The 18,352-nt window shown below is 69.1% G+C and carries 17 protein-coding genes; 6 read left to right on the top strand and 11 right to left on the bottom strand.

Going from position 1 to position 18,352, the window contains the following annotated elements; translation table 11 throughout:
• Positions 1–40: 40 nt before the first annotated feature.
• The 6 genes from ACLQ2S_RS23065 to ACLQ2S_RS23040 are packed head-to-tail and all read right to left on the bottom strand — an operon-like array spanning position 41 to position 6,769.
• Positions 41–2,740: a fumarate reductase/succinate dehydrogenase flavoprotein subunit gene (locus ACLQ2S_RS23065; protein ID WP_425702796.1), complete on the bottom strand. Its 2,700-nt coding sequence runs from the start codon at positions 2,738–2,740 to the stop codon at positions 41–43.
• Positions 2,722–3,471, bottom strand: coding sequence for an ABC transporter ATP-binding protein (locus tag ACLQ2S_RS23060; RefSeq protein WP_425702794.1), 750 nt, complete (start codon positions 3,469–3,471; stop codon positions 2,722–2,724). The genes ACLQ2S_RS23065 and ACLQ2S_RS23060 overlap by 19 nt, the downstream gene beginning before the upstream one ends.
• Positions 3,468–4,334, bottom strand: coding sequence for an ABC transporter permease (locus tag ACLQ2S_RS23055; RefSeq protein WP_425702792.1), 867 nt, complete (start codon positions 4,332–4,334; stop codon positions 3,468–3,470). Before ACLQ2S_RS23055 ends, ACLQ2S_RS23060 begins: the two co-directional genes overlap by 4 nt.
• On the bottom strand, positions 4,331–5,746 hold the full coding sequence (locus ACLQ2S_RS23050; protein ID WP_425702790.1) for an ABC transporter substrate-binding protein: 1,416 nt from the start codon (positions 5,744–5,746) through the stop codon (positions 4,331–4,333). The genes ACLQ2S_RS23055 and ACLQ2S_RS23050 overlap by 4 nt, the downstream gene beginning before the upstream one ends.
• A gap of 11 nt (positions 5,747–5,757) precedes the next feature.
• A complete protein-coding gene (locus ACLQ2S_RS23045) occupies positions 5,758–5,985 on the bottom strand; it encodes a 4Fe-4S dicluster domain-containing protein (RefSeq protein ID WP_204014186.1) in 228 nt (75 codons plus the stop codon).
• Positions 5,986–5,995: 10 nt separating this feature from the next.
• Positions 5,996–6,769: a GntR family transcriptional regulator gene (locus tag ACLQ2S_RS23040; protein WP_425702788.1), complete on the bottom strand. Its 774-nt coding sequence runs from the start codon at positions 6,767–6,769 to the stop codon at positions 5,996–5,998.
• Positions 6,770–7,226: 457 nt separating this feature from the next.
• On the opposite strand from ACLQ2S_RS23040, the gene ACLQ2S_RS23035 reads away from it, so the two are divergent.
• Positions 7,227–7,367 carry a hypothetical protein gene (locus tag ACLQ2S_RS23035; RefSeq protein WP_425702786.1) on the top strand — a complete coding sequence of 47 codons (141 nt, stop codon included), beginning with the start codon at positions 7,227–7,229 and terminating at the stop codon, positions 7,365–7,367.
• A gap of 57 nt (positions 7,368–7,424) precedes the next feature.
• Here the strand turns inward: ACLQ2S_RS23035 and ACLQ2S_RS23030 are convergent, their stop codons facing one another.
• Positions 7,425–7,997, bottom strand: a complete 573-nt coding sequence (locus tag ACLQ2S_RS23030) for a TetR/AcrR family transcriptional regulator (protein WP_425702784.1) — start codon at positions 7,995–7,997, stop codon at positions 7,425–7,427.
• 82 nt (positions 7,998–8,079) lie between these two features.
• Here ACLQ2S_RS23030 and ACLQ2S_RS23025 point away from each other — a divergent pair, with 82 nt between their 5' ends.
• Positions 8,080–8,988, top strand: coding sequence for a zinc-binding dehydrogenase (locus ACLQ2S_RS23025; protein WP_425702782.1), 909 nt, complete (start codon positions 8,080–8,082; stop codon positions 8,986–8,988).
• A 134-nt stretch (positions 8,989–9,122) separates the two neighbouring features.
• Here ACLQ2S_RS23025 and ACLQ2S_RS23020 read toward each other — a convergent pair whose 3' ends face one another.
• The 4 genes from ACLQ2S_RS23020 to ACLQ2S_RS23005 are packed head-to-tail and all read right to left on the bottom strand — an operon-like array spanning position 9,123 to position 12,666.
• Positions 9,123–10,013 (bottom strand): TauD/TfdA dioxygenase family protein, encoded by an 891-nt coding sequence (locus ACLQ2S_RS23020; RefSeq protein WP_425702780.1) that lies wholly within the window; start codon positions 10,011–10,013, stop codon positions 9,123–9,125.
• Entirely contained in the window at positions 10,010–10,780 is a 771-nt protein-coding gene (locus tag ACLQ2S_RS23015) for an ABC transporter ATP-binding protein (RefSeq protein WP_425702778.1), read from the bottom strand. The genes ACLQ2S_RS23020 and ACLQ2S_RS23015 overlap by 4 nt, the downstream gene beginning before the upstream one ends.
• Positions 10,767–11,789 carry an ABC transporter substrate-binding protein gene (locus ACLQ2S_RS23010; RefSeq protein WP_425702776.1) on the bottom strand — a complete coding sequence of 341 codons (1,023 nt, stop codon included), beginning with the start codon at positions 11,787–11,789 and terminating at the stop codon, positions 10,767–10,769. Before ACLQ2S_RS23010 ends, ACLQ2S_RS23015 begins: the two co-directional genes overlap by 14 nt.
• Positions 11,790–11,799: 10 nt before the next feature.
• Positions 11,800–12,666 carry an ABC transporter permease gene (locus ACLQ2S_RS23005; protein ID WP_425702774.1) on the bottom strand — a complete coding sequence of 289 codons (867 nt, stop codon included), beginning with the start codon at positions 12,664–12,666 and terminating at the stop codon, positions 11,800–11,802.
• A gap of 128 nt (positions 12,667–12,794) precedes the next feature.
• Between ACLQ2S_RS23005 and ACLQ2S_RS23000 the strand changes: the two genes are divergently transcribed.
• From ACLQ2S_RS23000 to ACLQ2S_RS22985, 4 genes are all read left to right on the top strand, one after another.
• Positions 12,795–13,313 (top strand): hypothetical protein, encoded by a 519-nt coding sequence (locus tag ACLQ2S_RS23000; RefSeq protein ID WP_425702772.1) that lies wholly within the window; start codon positions 12,795–12,797, stop codon positions 13,311–13,313.
• A gap of 702 nt (positions 13,314–14,015) precedes the next feature.
• Entirely contained in the window at positions 14,016–15,614 is a 1,599-nt protein-coding gene (locus tag ACLQ2S_RS22995; RefSeq protein ID WP_425702770.1) for an ATP-dependent nuclease, read from the top strand.
• Positions 15,500–17,311, top strand: coding sequence for a UvrD-helicase domain-containing protein (locus ACLQ2S_RS22990; RefSeq protein ID WP_425702768.1), 1,812 nt, complete (start codon positions 15,500–15,502; stop codon positions 17,309–17,311). The genes ACLQ2S_RS22995 and ACLQ2S_RS22990 overlap by 115 nt, the downstream gene beginning before the upstream one ends.
• 426 nt (positions 17,312–17,737) lie before the next feature.
• The gene (locus tag ACLQ2S_RS22985) at positions 17,738–18,301 is read left to right on the top strand and encodes a hypothetical protein (RefSeq protein WP_425702766.1); all 564 of its coding nucleotides are present in this window, start codon (positions 17,738–17,740) and stop codon (positions 18,299–18,301) included.
• The last annotated feature ends 51 nt before the right edge of the window (positions 18,302–18,352 follow it).

Below are 18,352 nucleotides of genomic sequence, written 5' to 3'. Positions count from 1 at the left end.
GGTGGTTGCGACCACCAGCGGCGGCCTGCGAGTCCGGATCTCAGCCGGGTGCGACTGGTGCCGGTGCGGCCAGGGCTCGGCGTGCGTATGCGCGGACGTCGGCGTCGGTGTCCGCGTCGGCGGCGGCCCGGAGCAGCGCGGCGACCTCGGGTCGGGCCGTCCAGTTACCGAGGACCCGAACCGCGGCCCGCCGGACGTCGAGGTTGCCGTCATGCGCCGCGTCGAGCAGCGGCGGCACGGCGACCGAGGCGGGCGCCCCGGCGAGGCCGAGCGCCGCTCCCTCACGCACCTGCCATGCGGCGTCGGTGAGGCCGGCGACCGCCACGGCGACCAGCGGCTCGGGGCAGCACAGCGCGGCGGCCGCGCGGAGCGCCGCGGCCCGCACGAGCACGTCCGGGTCGGCTGCCAGCCGCGACACGGCGGGGATCGCGGCCGAATCGGCGAGGTCACCGAGGGCGTGCGCCACGGCGATGCGTACCTCCCGGGACGGATCGGCGGCGACGGCCGCGAGGCTTGCGGTGTCGTGGTGGCGGACCAGTCCACGGACCGCATGAACGCGCACGGTGGCGGCCGGGTCGTCCAGCGCGGCGGTGAAGTCGGCACGTTGACCGGCCCCGGTGACCCGCAACAGTTCCACGACGAGTGCGCGGACGGTGACGTCCGGGCTGGCGGTGTACGCGCGGAGCGACTGCCCGATGCCGGCCGGCAGGATGTCGGCGAGTTCCCGCAGGCCGGCAACGGCGGCGACGCGTACCCCGGGATCGTCGTCGGCGAGCGCGGCAACCAGTGCCGGCGCGGTGCCCTCGGGTGCGGACTCGGTAAGGGTCAGCAGCGCGGTGCGCCGTACGTCGGCGTCCGGGTCGCGTAGGTACGGCTCCAGCACATCAAGGCTCGGCTGCTGCTCGGCGAGGCGGAGCACGGCCAGCACCGCGCCGTCGGAGGCGGGCACGGAAGCCGGCTCGCCGTGGGCGACGGTGTGCTGGTCGGAGCGTCCTGGACGGTCCGGCTGAATCGCGATGACCTCCTCGATGCCGGCGGCCGGCGGGGTGAAACCTTCGACCGGCACCAGGTACGGCGCGACCTGCCGCTTGCGGAATCGCATGGTGCCCTGCGCGTCTCGGCTGAGGTTGAGGTGGCAGAACCAGTCGTCGTCGTTGCGCTGTGGCAGGTCGGCCCGGTCGTGGTAGAGACCCCATCTGCTCTCCGTCCGGACAAGCGAGGCCCGAGCTGCCATCTCGGCACAGTCACGGATGAAGGTCACCTCGGCGCAGCGCATCAGCTCGTGTGGCGTCCGCGCACCCAACGCGGCGATCTCGGCGCGCATCCGGTCGAAGGTCTCGACGGCGATGTCGAGCTTGGCCGCGGTCTTCGGCGGGGCCAGGTAGTCGTTGACCATCCGACGCAACTTGTACTCGACCTGCGGCTGCGGTAGCCCGTCGGGGTTGGCGAGGGGACGGTAGACAAGCGCGTGGGCCGCGGCGACCTGGTCGGCCGGGAGGGCGGCCGGCGTGACGAACGAGCCGGCGGCGTGGGTCCCGGCCAGGTCACCGAAGACGAATGCGCCGATCATGTAATTGTGTGGCACGCAGGCGAGATCGCCGGCGGCGTAGAGACCCGGGACGGTGGTGGCGCCGTGCTCGTCCACCCACACGCCGGACGCCGAGTGCCCGCCGCAGAGCCCGATCTCGGAGATGTGCATCTCGACGTCGTGGCTGCGGTAGTCGTGGCCGCGGCCGGCATGGAAGGTGCCCCGGGTGGGACGTTCGGTGCTGTGCAGGATGCCTTCGAGCGCGGAGATGGTCTCCTCAGGCAGGTGGGTGAGCTTCAGGTAGATGGGACCACGGGCGGAGGCGATCTCGCGGGCGACCTCGGCCATCATCTGCCCGGACCAGTAGTCACAGTCGACGAACCGTTCGCCACGGTTGTTGACCTGGTAGCCGCCGAAGGGATTTGCCACGTACGCGCAGGCGGGGCCGTTGTAGTCCTTGATCAGAGGGTTGATCTGGAAGCATTCGATGCCGGACAGCTCGGCGCCGGCGTGATAGGCCATGGCGTAGCCGTCACCGGCGTTGGTGGGGTTCTCGTAGGTGCCGTAGAGGTAGCCGCTCGCCGGCAGACCCAGGCGCCCACACGCTCCGGTGGCCAGGACCACCGCGCCGGCGGTCACGGTGACGAATTCGCCGGTGCGGGTGTGCAGGCCGGCTACTCCGACAGCGCGGCCTGCGTCGGTGAGCACCCGCACCGGCATGACCCGGTTCTCGATGCGCACCCGCTCCCGCATCGAGCGTTCCCGCAGCACCCGGTAGAGAACCTTCTTGATGTCGCGGCCCTCGGGCATGGGCAGTACGTAGCTACCGGAGCGGTGCACCTGGCGGACCGCGTACTGGCCGTGGGCGTCCTTCTCGAACTTCACGCCGTAGCGTTCCAGCCGGCGGATCATGTCGTGGCCGCGGCTGGCGGTCTGGTAGATGGTGCGCTGGTTGACGACGCCGTCGTTGGCGCGGGTGATCTCGGCGACGTACTCCTCGGGCGTGGCTCTGCCGGGGATGACCGCGTTGTTGACCCCGTCCATACCCATGGCGAGTGCGCCGGAGTGGCGTACGTGCGCCTTCTCCAGCACCAGGACCCGGGCACCAGCCTCGGCGGCGGAGATCGCGGCCATCGTGCCGGCGGTGCCGCCGCCCACGACGAGCACGTCACAGTCCAGTTCCAGGCGGTCGGTCAGGGACGGGACCTGCATGGTTGTGCCTCCAGGGCGGCCAGGATGCGGGTACGGGCGGCGGCCACCTCGACTGCGTCGCGGGCGGCCGGGTCGCGGGGGTACGGAACGTCGAGCAACTCCTGGATCCCGCCAGGGGTGAGCACGGCGACCCGGTCGCCGAGGAGCAGAGCTTCGTCGACGTCATGGGTGACGAACACGACGGTGGCGGGCGTCGCGCTGAGCACCCCGATCAGCAGTCGTTGCATCGCGGCGCGGGTCTGCGCGTCGAGCGCGCCGAACGGTTCGTCCATGAACACCGCCCGGGGCTGCCCGGCGAGGGTGCGGGCCAGCTGAACACGTTGCCGCATTCCGCCGGACAGTTGGCCGGGCAGTCGGTGCTCGTGCCCGGTGAGTCCGACCCGTGCGAGCCACTCGTCGGCACGGGTGCGGCGCTGGGCACGGGGTACGCCCCGGATAGCCAGGGGCAGTTCGACATTGCGTCGGGCGGTCCGCCACGGCAGCAGCGCGTCATCCTGAAACATCAGGGCCCGGTCCGGCGAAGGGCCGTGAACCGGGGCCCCGTCGGCGCGGATGGTGCCGGCGCGGGACGGCAGCAGTCCGGCCAGCGCTCGCAGCAGGGTGGACTTACCGCATCCGGAGGCGCCGGCGACGACGAGCAGTTCGCCGGCCCGCACGTCGAGGTCGAGGCCATCGATCACCGCGCTGCCGTCGTAGCCGAGGGACAGACCCTCGGTGCGTAGCCCGATCATTGCTGCCGTCCCCGTGCCCGGGCAGGTAGCCAGCGGGTGGCCCGCCGCCCGATCAGTTCCACCGCACCGGAGGTCAGCCAGCCCAACACTCCGATCGTCGCCATGCCCACCAGCACCCCGGGGTAGTCGACGATCGTGTATGACTGCCAGGTCCGGTAGCCGATGCCGAAGTCACCGGAGATCATCTCGGCCGAGATGACGCAGATCCACGCGACGCCCATCCCCACCGACAGCCCTCCGAAGACGCCGGGCAGGATGCCGGGCAGCACCACGTTGGCCAGGATTCGCACCCGGCCACCGCCCATGGTGCGAACGGCGTCCTCCCATGCCGTGGGCAGGGCGGCCACGGCATGCCGAGTGCTGACCAGGATCGGGAAGAACGCCGCAGTGAACGTGATGTACACGATGCCCTGCTCGTTGGTGGGAAACACCAGGATCGCCACCGGCACCAGCGCGATGGCAGGTATCGGGCGGACCACCTCGAAGAGCGGTTGAAGCAGGTCGCACAGCAGTTGCGAGCGGGCCACCGCGACTCCGGCGGACACCCCGGCCAGGGCGGCCAGCGCGAAGCCGGTCAGGATTCGTACCAGGCTCTGTGTGATGTCCAGGTAATACTGGGAGCTGGCCAGGTGATGACCGAGCGAGGCGGCCAACTCGGTGAGGGTGGGCAACCGGTCGAAGCGGATGCCGAGATTGACGTCGGCCGCGGTGACCCATTGCCAGAACGCGAGCGTGACGGTAACTGACCCGGCCCGCACCGCCCAGGAGACACCACGAGGGTACGCATGGCGGGCGCGGCGGGACGGGAGGCTCGGCCCCGTCGGCGCCTCACCTGACGTCTCCGGCAGCAGCAGCGTGCTCATGCCGCACCAGCCACCGCTTCGGCGTAGGAGAGCCGATGCGAACCGGCGTGTGCGTCCAGGTAGGACTGCGCTGCGGTCTCGGTGCTGAACGGTTTGAACCGTTCCTGCTCCGGGGCGGCCGGGTCGCGGACCCAGACGGACTTGTCCGCGAACCACCGGGTGCCGGTGCTGGTGTCCGGCACGTACGCCGCCCGCGACCTGGTGCCGGCAGCCCGCACAGCCCGTAGCAGACACGTGGGTGTGGCGGCCGGCTGCGTGAGGTCACTGTCGGCCGGCCACAGCTCGCTGGCGAGTGCCGGGTCGTTCACCGGACGGTCACAGACCGGGTCGTTTCCGCTGATCGGGGCGGGGTTGACGGTGGTGCCGGCGTCCTGGTCGTAGTTCGCGCCGTATACCGCCCGCAACTGGGTGTCGTCGACGAACGTGGCCAGGTCGACCTGCTGCAGCACCCCGACCTCCTTGAGGAAGGGCACGTCTCGGGCCAGGGCCTCGCGCAGCACCGGCTTGACGGTCGGGTCGAAGGTGGCGACCCCACCCGGGCCGTTGTAGAGATAGACGACCTCGGCCGGCAACCCGGTCACGTCGGCGACGACCTGCGCCGCCTGCAGCGGCGAGCGGTGCAGGAAGTTGGTGGCGTCCAGTTGGGCGCGCAGGAACGCCTCCACCACGTCGGAACGCTCGGCCGCGTACCTCTCCCGCACCACGACCCCGTGGAAGGTCGGCACCCCCAGGGTGCCGCCGTCGTACAGCAGCCGCGCCCTGCCCTGATGAACCAGCAGACCCGGCCAGGCCACGAACTGAGACAGGGCGGCCACCGAGCCGGACTCCAGGGCGGTCGCGCCGACCTGTGGCTGCTGGTTCTCGGTCTTGAAGTCCTTACCTGGATCGAGGCCGGCCTTGCGTGCGGCCTGCACGAGCAGGCCGTGCCCGGCCGAGCCGATGCTGGCGGACACCGTGCGGCCCTTCAGGTCGGCGAGGGTGTGCACCGGAGAGTTCGGTGCCACGACGATGCTGTTGAGCCCGCCGCGCGCGTTGTACCCCGTGATCGAGATCAGGTGGGTACGGGCTTCGGCATCCTGCTGTCCGCGCGCACCATTGATCAGCAGCGGATAGTCGCCCATCGATCCGATATCGATCTTCCCGGCCATCATCTGTGCGGTGATGGGGGCACCGGTGTCGTAGTCCTGCCAGGTGACCGCGTACGTCCTGCCGGTCCTCGCGCCGAGTTCGGCCAGCCGCTTCTCGAAGTAGCCCTGGGCGCGGAGCAGCGTGCCGGCAGTGACGGTGTTGATGGTCTTCGACTGGTAGCCGACCACGACGGTCTCGGCGGTGTCGTCGCCCCGGGCGCCGGCGACGGAGCAGCCACCGGCGGTGAGAGCCAGGACGGTGATGCAGGCGGCGATTTTGCGCATGGCAGGGTCCTTCACCTGAGCAGGTAGGGCATGTTGACGGTCACCGCGGAGGTGGGGCAGCGGGCGGCGCACGGTCCGCAGTACCAGCATTCGTCGACGTGCATGTACGCCTTGTTGGTGGCGGGATCGATGGCCAGAGAGTCCAGTGGGCAGATGTCGACGCACAAAGTGCAGCCGTCGATACACCGGCTGGCGTCGATCGTGACCGGAACATCGAGTCGTTGCGGGACCAGCGGCATGACCTGCTCCTCAGGCGGGATGGGATTGGGCGCGGCGGATCGGGCCGTGCATGGTGATGCGGTCGCCGCGGAACCTGATCCACTCCAGATCGACCGGACGACCGTCGGCGAGATGAGTGAGGCGTTCGACCATCAGCAGAGCGGCCCGGTCGGCGGTGTCGAGCAGGACGGCGGTGTGCGGGTCGGCGTTCACCGCTTCGAACGAGAGGTCGGCGGTGCCCAGCGGCTGTCCGGTGAGCTGTTCGATGAGGCCGAAGATGTCGCGTCGAGCCAGGTCGGCGGCGAGCAGCGGCTCGCCGATGTCGCGGGGCAGGTAGGTCAGATCCAGCGACAGGGGAGCGCCGGCCAGGTAGCGGACGCGCTCGAGGTAGACGACCTGTTCACCCTCGGGCAGCCGGAGCCGGCGGGCGACCGCGGACGGCGCCCGGATGACCGCGACCGCGCGTACCTCGTTACTGATCTCGCCATGCTCGTGCAGGGTCTCGGCCAGCCCCATGAGCCGGTGCAGCCCGTGGGGATACTTGCCGGTCACCACGCTGGTGCCGATGCCCGGGACCCGTTCCACGAGTCCCTCGGCGACGAGCAGGGAGAGCGCCTCTCGGACGGTGTTCCGCGAAACGGCGAATTCCCGGCACAGGTGGTCCTCCCGGGGCAGCGCGCCGGTGCCGAACGAGCCGGTCAGCGCCTGGTGACGTAGCACATCGGCGACCTGCCTGGCCTGATCCGCCCGGCGTCGACGCACGTCGAGCAGGGTGGGGACCGGCGGTGACTGCGCGGCGTTCAAACGCCCCTCCTCGGTCGTGCGGCAACTGGCCCCCAGAACCTACTAAGACGATAGGAATAGCCGGAAGATGTGCTGAGTTCCGCCACCTGGCGACTCCCGGCTGTGGGGGGTGAGCTGCGCCGACAGCCGCTCCGGGCGGGTGCTGCGCCACCGCATGAGTCCGCATGTCGAGACAGGGGTGCCGGGCATGTATCGCCGGGGTTCCTCGCAGGGCTCGGGAAGGCCAAAGGACTTCTCGCCCATGGGGCACGGGCTTCGCGGTGCTGACCCTGATGCCGCCCTGGCCTCTACTGTCGCCACATGAACCGGAGCATGCGCCTCATCCGGCGTCGCTTCGTGGCCCGAACCTTCGCGACCAGCGGGGTCGACCGCTTCGCCGCGCCGACCCGCTGGCGGGTCGGCCCCGAAGGGGTGCCACTGATCGAGGGCACTCTTGCCTGGCTGTGTGGTCGACCGGATGGCCGTCGGAGACTACGCCATCGTCCTCGCCGAGCCGGAATTGCTGCGGCACGGCGCCGGCTCACCGCTGCTCTACCACCGAGGCCGGTACGCGGGCCTGGCCGAACACGTCGAACCACCGACCTGCCGCGCGGCCTGACCAGTCGCGCCGTGGTCGCGGACAACTCGCCCACGATCAGGACAGAGCGCTGGCGGGTCAGGCGACATGGTCGACGCCCGCGACCCGCAGGGCCAGATCCCTCACGGCGAGCCGTAGCCGCGCCATACCACCGGCGGCGGTGATTCGCCGGACCAGTTCGCCGTCGTATCCGCCGAGGACGACGTGGGCCAGGAAGTCGGCGTCGCCGTCCGGGCGCAGTTCGCCGAGGAGTGCGCGCAGGTGCCGGTGCCACCTCTGGTAGGTCGGGTCGCTGTACGGGTCGGCGGCGCAGGCCTGCTCGTGGGCGGAGATCAGGCGGATGTTCTCCGCCGCCAGGAGGGCCAGTTCGTCGACGAAGGCGACGAGCCGCTGCCCGGGTGGCGCCCCGGGGCCAAGCGGTGGTGGCCCACTGTCCATGGCCGCGCCGAGGCGTGCCGCCCGTTCGGCGAGCAGTTCCTGGAACAACCCCGTGCGGCTGCCGAAGCGGCGAAAGACCGTCCCCTTGCCGACGCCGGCCGCGGCGGCGACCTGGTCGAGCGAGATGTGCCCGGGCTCGTGGTCGTGTAGCAGCGCGTCGGCGGCGCGCAGAAGCGCCTGCCGATTGCGGGCGGCGTCGGCACGTTCGGTCATGGCTCCCCTTCAAAACGGACCGTCAGTCCGGATATTATCCGAGGCTAAGCGGACTGCCGGTCCGGATAGCCTGGAGGAGTTCATGCGCGCGATCATCGCCACCCCTGACGACGGCCCGGGATATCGGCCGGAGGAGGTTCCTGAGCCTGTCGCCGGTCCCGGTCAGGTCCTGATCAACGTCGAGCATGTGTCGGTCAATCACGGTGAGGTCCGCTATGCCAGAGCGTTTCCGGCAGGCGCGGTGCTCGGACATGACGCCGTCGGGCGCGTGCTACGGGCCGCCGACGGGGGCGCTGGTCCACGCGTCGGCGCGTGGGTGATCGCCCTGGGCGCCGGGGCCTGGGCGAACCGGGTGGCCGTCGATGTCGACGCCGTTGCCGAGATCCCATCCGGTATGGACGTCGCCGAGTTGGCTGTGTTGCCGACTGTCGGGGTGACCGCCCTGCGCGCGCTGCGCTCCACCGGGCCACTTCACGGGCGGCGAGTGCTGGTGACCGGAGCGTCCGGGGGAGTGGGTCGTGTTGCCGTGCAGTTGGCACGCGGTGAGGGTGCCGAGGTGATCGCGGTGGTCGGGTCCGCCAGTCGGGCTGCCGGCCTGGTGTCGCTCGGCGCGAACGAGGTCGTGGTCGGCATCGACGCCATCGACGATGAGGTCGACGTGGTCGTTGAGACGGTGGGTGGAGACGTCCTGCCGGCCGCCTGGCGGCTGTTGTCTCCTGGTGGCGTGTTGCACAGCATCGGGTGGGCCTCCGGTGAGCCCGCCACCTTTCCGGTGAACTCCACCTTCGCCTCCGGGGCTGCGCGGTCCCTGCGGTCCTTTGGCGATGTCACCTCGCCGGGCGAGGACCTGGCTTACCTGATGGACCTCGTGCATAAGGGTGCCCTGCGGGCGCCGGTGGGCTGGCGCGGCTCCTGGCGGGACCTCGACGAGGCCGCAGCGGCGCTGCTCGGTCGCCGGGTGGCCGGCAAGGTACTGCTCGACGTGGACTGACTGCGGGTTGACACCCAGTTCGTCGGCTCGCCCAGCACCGTCGCGCGCCACCTGCGGACGCTGCGCGACGTCACCTCTGCCAACGAACTGCTCATCACCACCATCACCCACTCACACGCCGACCGGGTCAACTCCTACGAGCTGCTGGCCAAGGAATGGCACGGGTGACGTTCCTGGTCCTCCGGTCCGTAGGGTACGTCGCCGCGCAGGGTGATGCGGTGCATGACCCGCCGGGCGGATCCGTAGTCGCGGTTGGCGTAGTGGGCGGTACTGCGGTTGTCCCAAAGCGCGACGTCCCCTGCACACCAGCGGTGTCGCACGAGGTGCTCCGGCTTGGTGAGGTGAGCGTAGAGCAGGTCCAGGATGGCCCGGCTCTCGAAGTCGGACACGCCGACGATGTGCGAGGTGAAGCCCGGGTTCACGAAGATTCCTCGACGACCGGTCTCAGGATGGACCCGGACGACCGGGTGCTCGACCGGGGCCAGCCGGGACACCCGTTGGCCCTCCCACACGTTGCCCCCGCGCTGGGCCAGGTAGTACCCGAACTCGCGGGTGCCGTCGTGTACCGCGGTGAGTTGATCCACAAGCCGCCGTACCGGTGCGCTGAGCGACTCGTACGCCAGTTGCGCGTCGGCCCAGTTGGTGTCGCCGCCGCTCGGCGGGAGGATGACGGCGCGCAGGATCGATCCGAGTGGCGGTCGCTTCATGAAGGTGACGTCGGTGTGCCACACGTCGGCGAAGCCGTTGTCCGTGCTGTCGAGGGCGTAGATCTCAGGGTGTGCGTCATCGACGCCGCCGACCACGGGGTGGGATGCGGTCAGTTCGCCGATCCGGCGTCCCAGACGCACCTGATCATCGTCGTCGAGGCGCTGACCGCGCAGGAAGAGCACCTTGCGGTCGACCAGCGCGGCGCGCAGCGCCACGATCTCCTCATCGGTGGCGATGGCCAGATCCAGACCGTGGACCAGAGCGCCAAAGTGTGGTCCCAGCGGTTCGAGGTCGAGCTGGGTGTGAACCATGGTCATGCGGATGCTCCTTCGCTTCGCACGGCGTGTCCGATCTCGGCGCGCAGGGCGGCGTAGTCGGGCAGGCCTCGCAGGTCGTCCGGGGTGATGCCGGCGCGGGGTAGGTGGATGGGCAGGTCCAGGACGATCCGGCCGGGGCGAGGGCTGAGCACCACGACCCGGCTGCCGAGAAAGACCGCTTCGTCCACACTGTGTGTGACGAAGATCGAGGTGCGCCCGGTCGCGGTGCTGACCGTGCGGAGGTCTTCCTGGAGGCGTTCGCGGGTGAGTGCGTCGAGCGCCGCGAACGGTTCGTCGAGGAGCAACAGTGGGCGGTCGGCGGCGAGGGCTCGGGCGATGGCGACGCGCTGCTGCTGGCCGCCGGAGATCTGCCAGGTGCGGCGTTTTGCCACGTCGTGCAGCCCGACCCGGTTGAGGAGCGCGTCAACGCCGTCGGTGGGCTGCCCGGCGTACCGCAGGGCCAGCTCGATGTTGCCGCCGACGGTTCTCCACGGGAAGAGCCGGGGTTGCTGAAAAACCAGGCCGGCGCCGCGCCCTGGGATCGGTGGCACGCCGCCGGTCAGGACCGTGCCGGTGGTGGGCCGCTCGAAGCCGGCGATCAGCCGCAACAGTGTGCTCTTCCCGCACCCGGACGCGCCGACCAACACGAGGAACTCGCCCGCCGGCACCGTCAAGTCGATGGGGCCGAGGGCGACGACATCGCAGTACCTGTGCTCGACGTCGGTGACGGTGATCGCCGCGGTGTCGCGGGATTCAGCCGAGGGCATCAGGTAGTCCTTCGGTGTAGATCGCTGCCTGTACGGTCGCCAGGTCCGGCACCGCGTCGATCTTCTGCTGATCCTTGAGGAACTGTGCCGCGCTGACGAGATTGTCAGCGAGCTTGCCCTTGGCCGCGGAGGTGCCGAGCCATTCGGGGCTGGCCAGGTCTTCGGGCTTGAGAAAGACACCCTGCGAGAGTTGCCGCTGCGCTTCCTCGGGGCTGAGGTTGAGTTCGGCGCCGACCGACTTCGCTGCCGCGGCGGGGTCGTCGTGGATCAGGTTCAGGGCCTGGGACTGGGCCTTGCGCCAGGCGTCGACTGCAGCAGGGTGCGCCTGGACAAAGTCCGTGGCGACGACGCCGAGGTCGAGCGTGGGCTTGCCGGCGGTGGCGAGCTCGCGACTGGTGACCAGCACCGTACCGGTCTTCCGGAGCTCATCCAGCGATGGCAACCAGGAGTAGGCCGCGTCCAGGTCGCCCCGGGTCCAGGCGGCCAGGATGTCCTGGGGTTCCAGGTCGACGATGGTGAGCTCTGATTCCTTGACGCCGGCCCGATCCAGGGCTGCGAGCAGGCTGTAGTGGGCGGTGGAGGCGAAGGGGGTCCCCACCTTTTTGCCACGCAGGCCGGCGACGTCGGTGACGCCGGAACCGTTGCGGGCCACCAAGGCCTCGTTGTCGCCGGCCACGTCGAGAACGAAGGCGACCTGATACGGAATGTTCAGCGGCGCGGAGAGACCGCGCGCCACCGGACTCGACCCGATCGCCGCGATGTCGACGCTGCCGGCGACGAAGGCGGTGTTGATGCTCGCGCCGGAGTCGAACTTGGTCCAGGTGATCTGGTAGTCGGGTAGCGCATCCTCAAGCAGTCCCTGGTTCTTCACGATAAGGTCGCCGCTGGGGAAGGCCTGGTAGGCAATGCGGATGGTCTTGCGGCCCGGATCGCCGCCGCTGGCGGCGCCGTCGCCGCAGGCGCTCAACAGCAGGGACACGGCTGCGAGCAGGCCGACTATCTTGCGCATCTGTTGTCTCCTAGATCTGGCCCCGCCACGGGATGAGCCGGTTTTCGGCGGTCCGTAGCAGGGCGTCGATGATGAGGCCGGACAGGCCAATGGCGAACAGGCCGAGAATGACGACGTCGGTCTGGGAGTAGCGCTGGGCGTCGCGGACCATGCCACCGATGCCGGGCACGCCGTTGATCGTCTCGGCGGCGACCACCGAGGAGTACGCGACCCCGACCGCGATCCGGATGCCGGTGAATATCTCCGGTAGCGCGTGGGGCAGCACCACATCGCGGATCACGTGAGCGCGACCGGCGCCCAGCGCCCGCGCGGCCTCCACCAGACCGGTCGGTGCGGAGTAGACGGCTGCCGCGGTCGCGACCGCCACCGGCGGCAACGCGGCGATGGAGAGCAACCAGAGCTTCGGCGTCTCGTCGATGCCGAACCAGATGATGAAGAGGCTGAAGTAGGCAAGCGGCGGAAGGGCCCGAACGAAGGTGACGACCGGTTCGATCACCACCCGGATCCAACCGACAGTTCCCATCACGACACCGAGGAGCACCCCACCGGCCACGCCGATCACGGAGCCGATCAGAATGCGCCGCAGGCTGACGCCGAGATGCTCGATGAGCAGGTGCCCGCTGTAACCGCGAATGCCACCGTGGGTGGTCGAGGTCTGGACCAACTGGTGCCACACCGCACTGGGGGAGGGGATGAAGGTCGGATTGCTCGTGGCCCGGGCGGCGACTTCCCAGAGCCCGTAGAGCACGACGAGGGCGAGTAGCCGCAGCAGGACCCGGCGGCGTCGTACGCCACGAGGCGCCAGTGTTCCCCGGGCGGTCGTCGACGCGCCGACCGAGGTTTCCGCAGCGGGTGGTGCGGGGACTGTCGTAGTCACCCAGTTTTCCTATAGTACAAGTAGGAAATAGGCAAGCGGAGATCGAAGGGCGGGACGGCGGCGGGGTGCGGCCCCCCCGTGGGGTCCAGCCGGCCTGGCTGGTCTCCACGCCGCCTGCGGCAGGATCAGTGGCGATAAAGAGACACAACGACGGCGGACGGCTGGTCGTCACGTATCAAACGTTTGGGATCGTGGATGGAGATGACTGGCCCCTGGACGATCCCGGCCAGGGCAACGGCCTGGTCCATCCGTGCGGGCACGGGGCGTTGGTCTACGCGGGCATCCACACCGGTCCTGTTGAGGTGCAAGCGGTCAGCCGCGAGCAGCCACACGACAGGATCGACGACTCCCGGCCCTGGCAGGAAGTCGCCGAGGTGAGCGTCACCGCACCGACCGGATACCTGCGGATCAGATCATTCGAGGACGTCGTACCCCTGCCAACCCTCGGCGCTGCGGGTCCCGGCACGTACCGCGTTCGTGTCTACGCCGACGGCCGCGACACTGACATCGACGGGGCCGTCCGGGCTCCGGTCAAGCACTATCGGATCGAGGTATGGCCTGCACCTTGTGCTGATGACGTGATCCACCGCCGGACGGCCGCCGGCGCTGGCGGTTCGCCGCTGGCGAGGAAACACGCATCCATTTAGGGCCTAGCAGGCGGTGCCCCACCAACTGCCTCTACCGCAAGTTGTCGACGTGGAACACCGCCGATGATCACCGTTAGGCCAACGGGATCGACGCCGACAGCGTCGGACCCGGTTGGGATTTGATCTGTGTTGCCCCTCGGACACAGATTTTCCGCATCGGTGCGCACTTTGAGTGCGCATGCGCTGATACTACAGCCCGCTGCCACGGCAGCGGAGGACCGACGCTATTACCGTCCTCCGCTTGGGGTTGGCCTGTACCGGCTCGTCGGCGGAGCCGAGCCCGGCGATTGCTGCGCCCCCCCGTGCACCTTGGCCAGCAGCCACCTGAGTCAGATCATTAGCGCGCCTCAGGCGGGAGCCCGTTGATCGAGGAACGGGTCCACGCTGGCTTCGTTCCCGGTCGCGTGCGCAGGTAGTGCCCCGGGGTGGATCCGTACAACATCGGAACGGCGGCACGACCACGTCGATCACGAACTCGGCGATGGCCGGCGTGCCGTCCGGGCAGACCTCGATGCCCTTGGTACGGTCCCGTGTGATAGCTGAGGCACCGGCCGCCGCAGGCTTCTGCAGGCCGGCGACCTCGCCCGTGGCCTGACGGCAGGGATGACGGCTGCGATCGATGGGTGCGGCTCAGTAGCGATCGGGCCACCGATGCTGGTGCCGGCTTCGACACACAGGGGGGATCCCGTGAGACTCTCGCGGGTGCGCATCGTCAACCATGCCCGAGTTCCGGACCTCGACTTCGAGGTCCGGCGTCATCTCGTGCTTGTGGGTACGAACGCCGTAGGCAAGACCACCGTCATACGGACCCTGAACGCGCTGCTGAAGGCTTCAACGAGCCAGTTGCACGCTTGGTTCGGGCCGGACATGCTCCGGGACCAGGCTGCGCCGCTGGTCGTCGAGGCGACACTGAGCGGTCTCGACAGCGAGGACAAAGCGTGGTTCGCCGACGATGTCGAGGTGCTGATGACCTCGGCGGGGCCGCAGTTGCGGCTGACAATCCGGCTCACCGTCACCCTCGATCAGATTGATCCCGAGCTGAAGACGGTCCAGCGGGAGTTCGTCAAGGTGGGTGTGGCCCGGCCGGTCCGCCCCAATCAGCTTTCCGCGATTGGCTGGAGCTACTTGCCCGCCGACCGGTCCGCCGACCGTGAACTCGGTGGCGGGCGTACCGGCACTGCCCGGGCACTGCTTGCCGAGGTGGATCTCGGCAGCGAAGCGGCCGACTTGCGGACCGCGTTGGGGCAGTACCAGACGGTCCTGGACAAGGCCAGCGCACTGGTGACCTTGCGGGGGAGTATCGCGACCGCGCTGTCAGCCGTGTACCCCCGCCAGGTCAGCCCCGACGACATGTCCGTGCAGTTGCGCGAGGTCGACGGCGACGCGCTGCTCGGCGATGTGGACATCCACATCCGCACCGACCGTGGCCCCGTCCGGCTGCACGAGCAGTCCGATGGCCTCCGCGCCCTAACCACGATCGCGCTGCACCAGGTCCACCGCCGCACCGCGCGGATCGTGGCGGTCGACGAGCCCGAGGTTCACCTGCACCCGCGTGCTCAGGCCCGTATCGGCGCGGTCCTGGCCGAGGCGCTGCAGGCGATTCTGGCCACCCAGTCTCCACAAGTGCTCGCCGCGTTCCGGCCCTCTGAGATCGTCGCCTTCGCCCCGGACGGCGCGATCCGTCAGGTGCCACTCAACCTGGACGAGGACTGGAAGTTTCGCCAGCACTCGTGGCTGGACTCCACGCTGGAACCGCTGACCGCCCGCGCGCTTGTGGCGGTGGAGGGCATCTCCGATCGAGTCCTTCTGCACGCCCTCGCTCGTGCTTCCGCCCTGGACCTGGATCAGGCGGGCATCAGCGTGGTCGTCGTCAACGGCGCCACCAACTTCGGTCCCCCGCTCAGGCTGTTCGGTCCGGCCGGGTTCAACATCGCCATGTTCACTCTCGTCGACGAGGCCGAGGCCGCGATTGTCGCTGGCGTGCTCGGCTGCGCCGTCGCCGACCTTGATCAGCACAACGTCCTGATCAGCCGGAGCGACCTGGAGGACGAGTACGTCCGCGGCCTGGGTGTCCCGCGCGTTCTCGACGCGCTGGAAGCGTCGGGGATGTATGCCCGGCGGGCAATTGTGGGCGCGTGCCGAGTTTCGGACGAGAAGGACATAACCGAGGAGTCGCTGGCCGACTGGTGTCGCCAGGGAAAGATCAAGGTCGCCGCCGCGCTCGCCACCCAGGTCACCGCCGTGGATGCATCGGCCATCCCAGTGATCGTCGACCTGATGAAACGGCTTGGGGCACTATGACCGCGACATCCCGCCCTCGAGAATTTGACGACGCGGACGAGATTCGCCTGCCGGTGGGCGAGGTGCTACTGCTCGCCGCGCCGGGCTGCGGCAAAACCGAACGCCTGGCGCTGCACGCCGCCGAGATGGTCCGCACCGGCGAGGTGCGCCAACCCCATCAGATCCTCGCGCTGACGTTCACCAAACGGGCGCGGACGAACCTGGACAGCCGGATCCGCACGCACCTCGGTACGGTGGCGGCGCGCCGCCACGTCGACGTGGTCACGTTTCACTCGTTCGCCCACCGGCTGTTTCGCAACCACGGCACCACCATCGGCGGGAACCCGCTGCTCCTCGCTCCGCAAGACGGATGGCTGAAAGAGCTGTGCCGCGCCACCGCCCGCGTGCATGGCATCAAGGTGGATGTGCTCACGGCCGCGTTGGTGGCCGCCAAGCGCGCCCTCATCACCGACGAGGAGGTCCATGCCCGGTTGGGCGTCTGCGGGCTTCCGGCGGCGATGGCCTACCAGGAGCGCCTGGACGCCGAGGGCCGACTCGACTTTGACGACGTACTGCGTTATGGCGTCCGGCTGCTGGCGCTGCCGGCCGTTCTCGACCTGTACCGGGCCCGGTACACCGCAGTGCTCGTCGACGAAGCACAGGACCTGAACCCCTTGCAGTACCTCATGGTCCATGAACTCGGCCGCGGCAAGATAGTCTTCGGCGGCGACCAAGCGCAGGGCATCTTCCGATTCGCCGGGGCCGACCCCGACTGGGTATTCGCCCAGATCCGCGCCCGCAACCCAACCGTCGTACGGCTGGACCGCTCACACCGCTCATCACCCGCCGTCCTGGGCGCGGTCAGCTCTCTCGCGACGGAACTCGGCGGGCAGCCGCTGGAGTGCGCCGAGCCCGACAAGTGGCAGGGCCGCGGGCGGGTCGCGATTCTTCGGTCACCCGACGTGTACGCCGAGGCCAACGCGGTGATCAACCAGGTCCAGACCTGGCTGGCCGAGGACCCGACGGCCAGCATCGGAGTGATGGCCCGCGCCGGCACACGCCGCGCCTACGTCGACCAGGCTGTCCGCACCGCCGGGATCGCAGCCGAGATCTGGGACGACCCGATGTACTCCGCCCGCGTTGTCGAGCTACTGCGCACCCACGCCCCGGCCGCCATTGCCGCCGCGGATACCGACGAAGCCCGCATCGACGAGCTGCAGCGCCGCTGCCACGAAGCCGTCGACCCCGACGACTTGGACCTACGCGACGACATCACCTCCGCCTGCGTGTCCCTGCACGAACGCACCGACGAGACCTCGCTGGCCGACTCACTTGCCGCCATCCGGGTTGCCGGCGACCCGGACCTGCCCACCGGTGCCGGACTGCACCTGCTCAGCGGCCACTCAGGCAAGGGCCAGCAGTTCACCAAGGTCATCATCGTGGGACTGGAGGAGGCGTTCATGCCCCACTACGCCGCGATCAAATCCAGCGACCCGGACCAGATCCGCGACGAACTCGCAGTCCTTCATGTCATGGCGTCCAGGGCACGGGAGGACCTCCTCGTCACCGTCACCGCCGACGTGCCCAACTGGCGCGGCGAATCTCTCCGCCGCTACCCGTCGCGGTGGCTACCGTTGATCGAAGCCGTCACCACGGACCCACATCAGAACGAGCAGGACGGCGCGCCGGTGCCCCAGCTGATCGGAGCGCCGACATGACGGTCACTGCCGCACTCGCAACGATCCACGTTTGTGCGCTGCGATCATCCACCTGCTTACCCAGCCCTGTTGCGCGATCAGCTACGGTCGTTTGCGCCGCCGAAGCTCGTCCTCGCTCCCGCTTTGCCATAACCGGCAGCCGATCGATTTAGTGTGGGATCCCTGGCTCGGCGCAGAGAAGCCGCAGGTCAATGCGCCTGACAGTAATCAAGAACCTCCATCGTGAGCCGAGTCGACTCGTCAACGGCAGCGAGCATCTGGGCCAGGACAACATCGCCTGTCGAACTCGGTTTCGGCCAGTTCGCACAAGATGACCGTCTACAACACCATAAGCAGGGCGATCGAGATCCTGGAAGGGCGGGCTCGTCACCCAGGCGGACGTCGAAGCACAGTCCAGCTGGCTGATCAGCGCCTGGGACTTCCTGGGTGAAGGTCCTCCCCGAGTACGACAAGCTCTCCACTCCGGCGCGCCAGGACCAGCGGATGGACAGCATCGCCACCAGCGCCGTGATCATCTACGGGCTCGTCGGGGCGATGTCGGTGATGTACGCCGACCGCGTCAACCCGGATGTCGCGTTCCAAGCCCTCGCCGCGAAGGAGGACGGGGAGGGCTTCTTCTCCTGGCAAAACCTGAGGTGGTCGGCCGCGGGCATCGTCACGCCCATCGGATCCGGCAAGGGTACGCGCCAGTCGCAGCAGGACGGTCGATCATCATGCCGCGGTGATCGCCAGCCGCGCGACAGGCCGCATCGAGCGAGCGCTACCGATATCCGTTACCTCCCTTGCACGGGCTCCTACCGGGGCGGGTTAGGTTTTCGGCAGTGGCAGGGCAGCGCCTGCACTTGGTCGACCCCGGCTGCAGCATCGCCGCCCAGGCAGTTCCACAACAGACGGCGAGCCGGACACGGCGGCCAGGATGACCAAACCACCAACGAGATTAGCCAGGCGATCAAGAACCTGCTAGTACGGCAGCCGCCAATTGCTAGCTGACCAGGGTGTAGTCCCTGCTTAGCCGTGCGCGTTGGTGGAACCAGCGGGCGC

The organism is Micromonospora sp. DT48, from assembly GCF_049844495.1.
In the GTDB taxonomy this organism is placed as follows: Bacteria; Actinomycetota; Actinomycetes; order Mycobacteriales; family Micromonosporaceae; genus Micromonospora.
The sequence above is the reverse complement of the archived record's forward strand: the minus strand, read 5'-3'. Positions and strand labels throughout refer to the sequence as shown.

Bases quoted from the DNA above. Each gene is read 5' to 3' on its own strand.
- ACLQ2S_RS23030 (WP_425702784.1), bottom strand. From the start codon at position 7,997: ATGACCGAACGTGCCGACGCCGCCCGCAATCGGCAGGCGCTTCTGCGC.
- ACLQ2S_RS23035 (WP_425702786.1), top strand. From the start codon at position 7,227: ATGGCCGTCGGAGACTACGCCATCGTCCTCGCCGAGCCGGAATTGCTG.
- ACLQ2S_RS23055 (WP_425702792.1), bottom strand. From the start codon at position 4,334: ATGAGCACGCTGCTGCTGCCGGAGACGTCAGGTGAGGCGCCGACGGGG.
- ACLQ2S_RS23015 (WP_425702778.1), bottom strand. From the start codon at position 10,780: ATGCCCTCGGCTGAATCCCGCGACACCGCGGCGATCACCGTCACCGAC.
- ACLQ2S_RS23010 (WP_425702776.1), bottom strand. From the start codon at position 11,789: ATGCGCAAGATAGTCGGCCTGCTCGCAGCCGTGTCCCTGCTGTTGAGC.
- ACLQ2S_RS23050 (WP_425702790.1), bottom strand. From the start codon at position 5,746: ATGCGCAAAATCGCCGCCTGCATCACCGTCCTGGCTCTCACCGCCGGT.
- ACLQ2S_RS23025 (WP_425702782.1), top strand. From the start codon at position 8,080: ATGCGCGCGATCATCGCCACCCCTGACGACGGCCCGGGATATCGGCCG.
- ACLQ2S_RS23045 (WP_204014186.1), bottom strand. From the start codon at position 5,985: ATGCCGCTGGTCCCGCAACGACTCGATGTTCCGGTCACGATCGACGCC.
- ACLQ2S_RS23065 (WP_425702796.1), bottom strand. From the start codon at position 2,740: ATGCAGGTCCCGTCCCTGACCGACCGCCTGGAACTGGACTGTGACGTG.
- ACLQ2S_RS23020 (WP_425702780.1), bottom strand. From the start codon at position 10,013: ATGACCATGGTTCACACCCAGCTCGACCTCGAACCGCTGGGACCACAC.
- ACLQ2S_RS23060 (WP_425702794.1), bottom strand. From the start codon at position 3,471: ATGATCGGGCTACGCACCGAGGGTCTGTCCCTCGGCTACGACGGCAGC.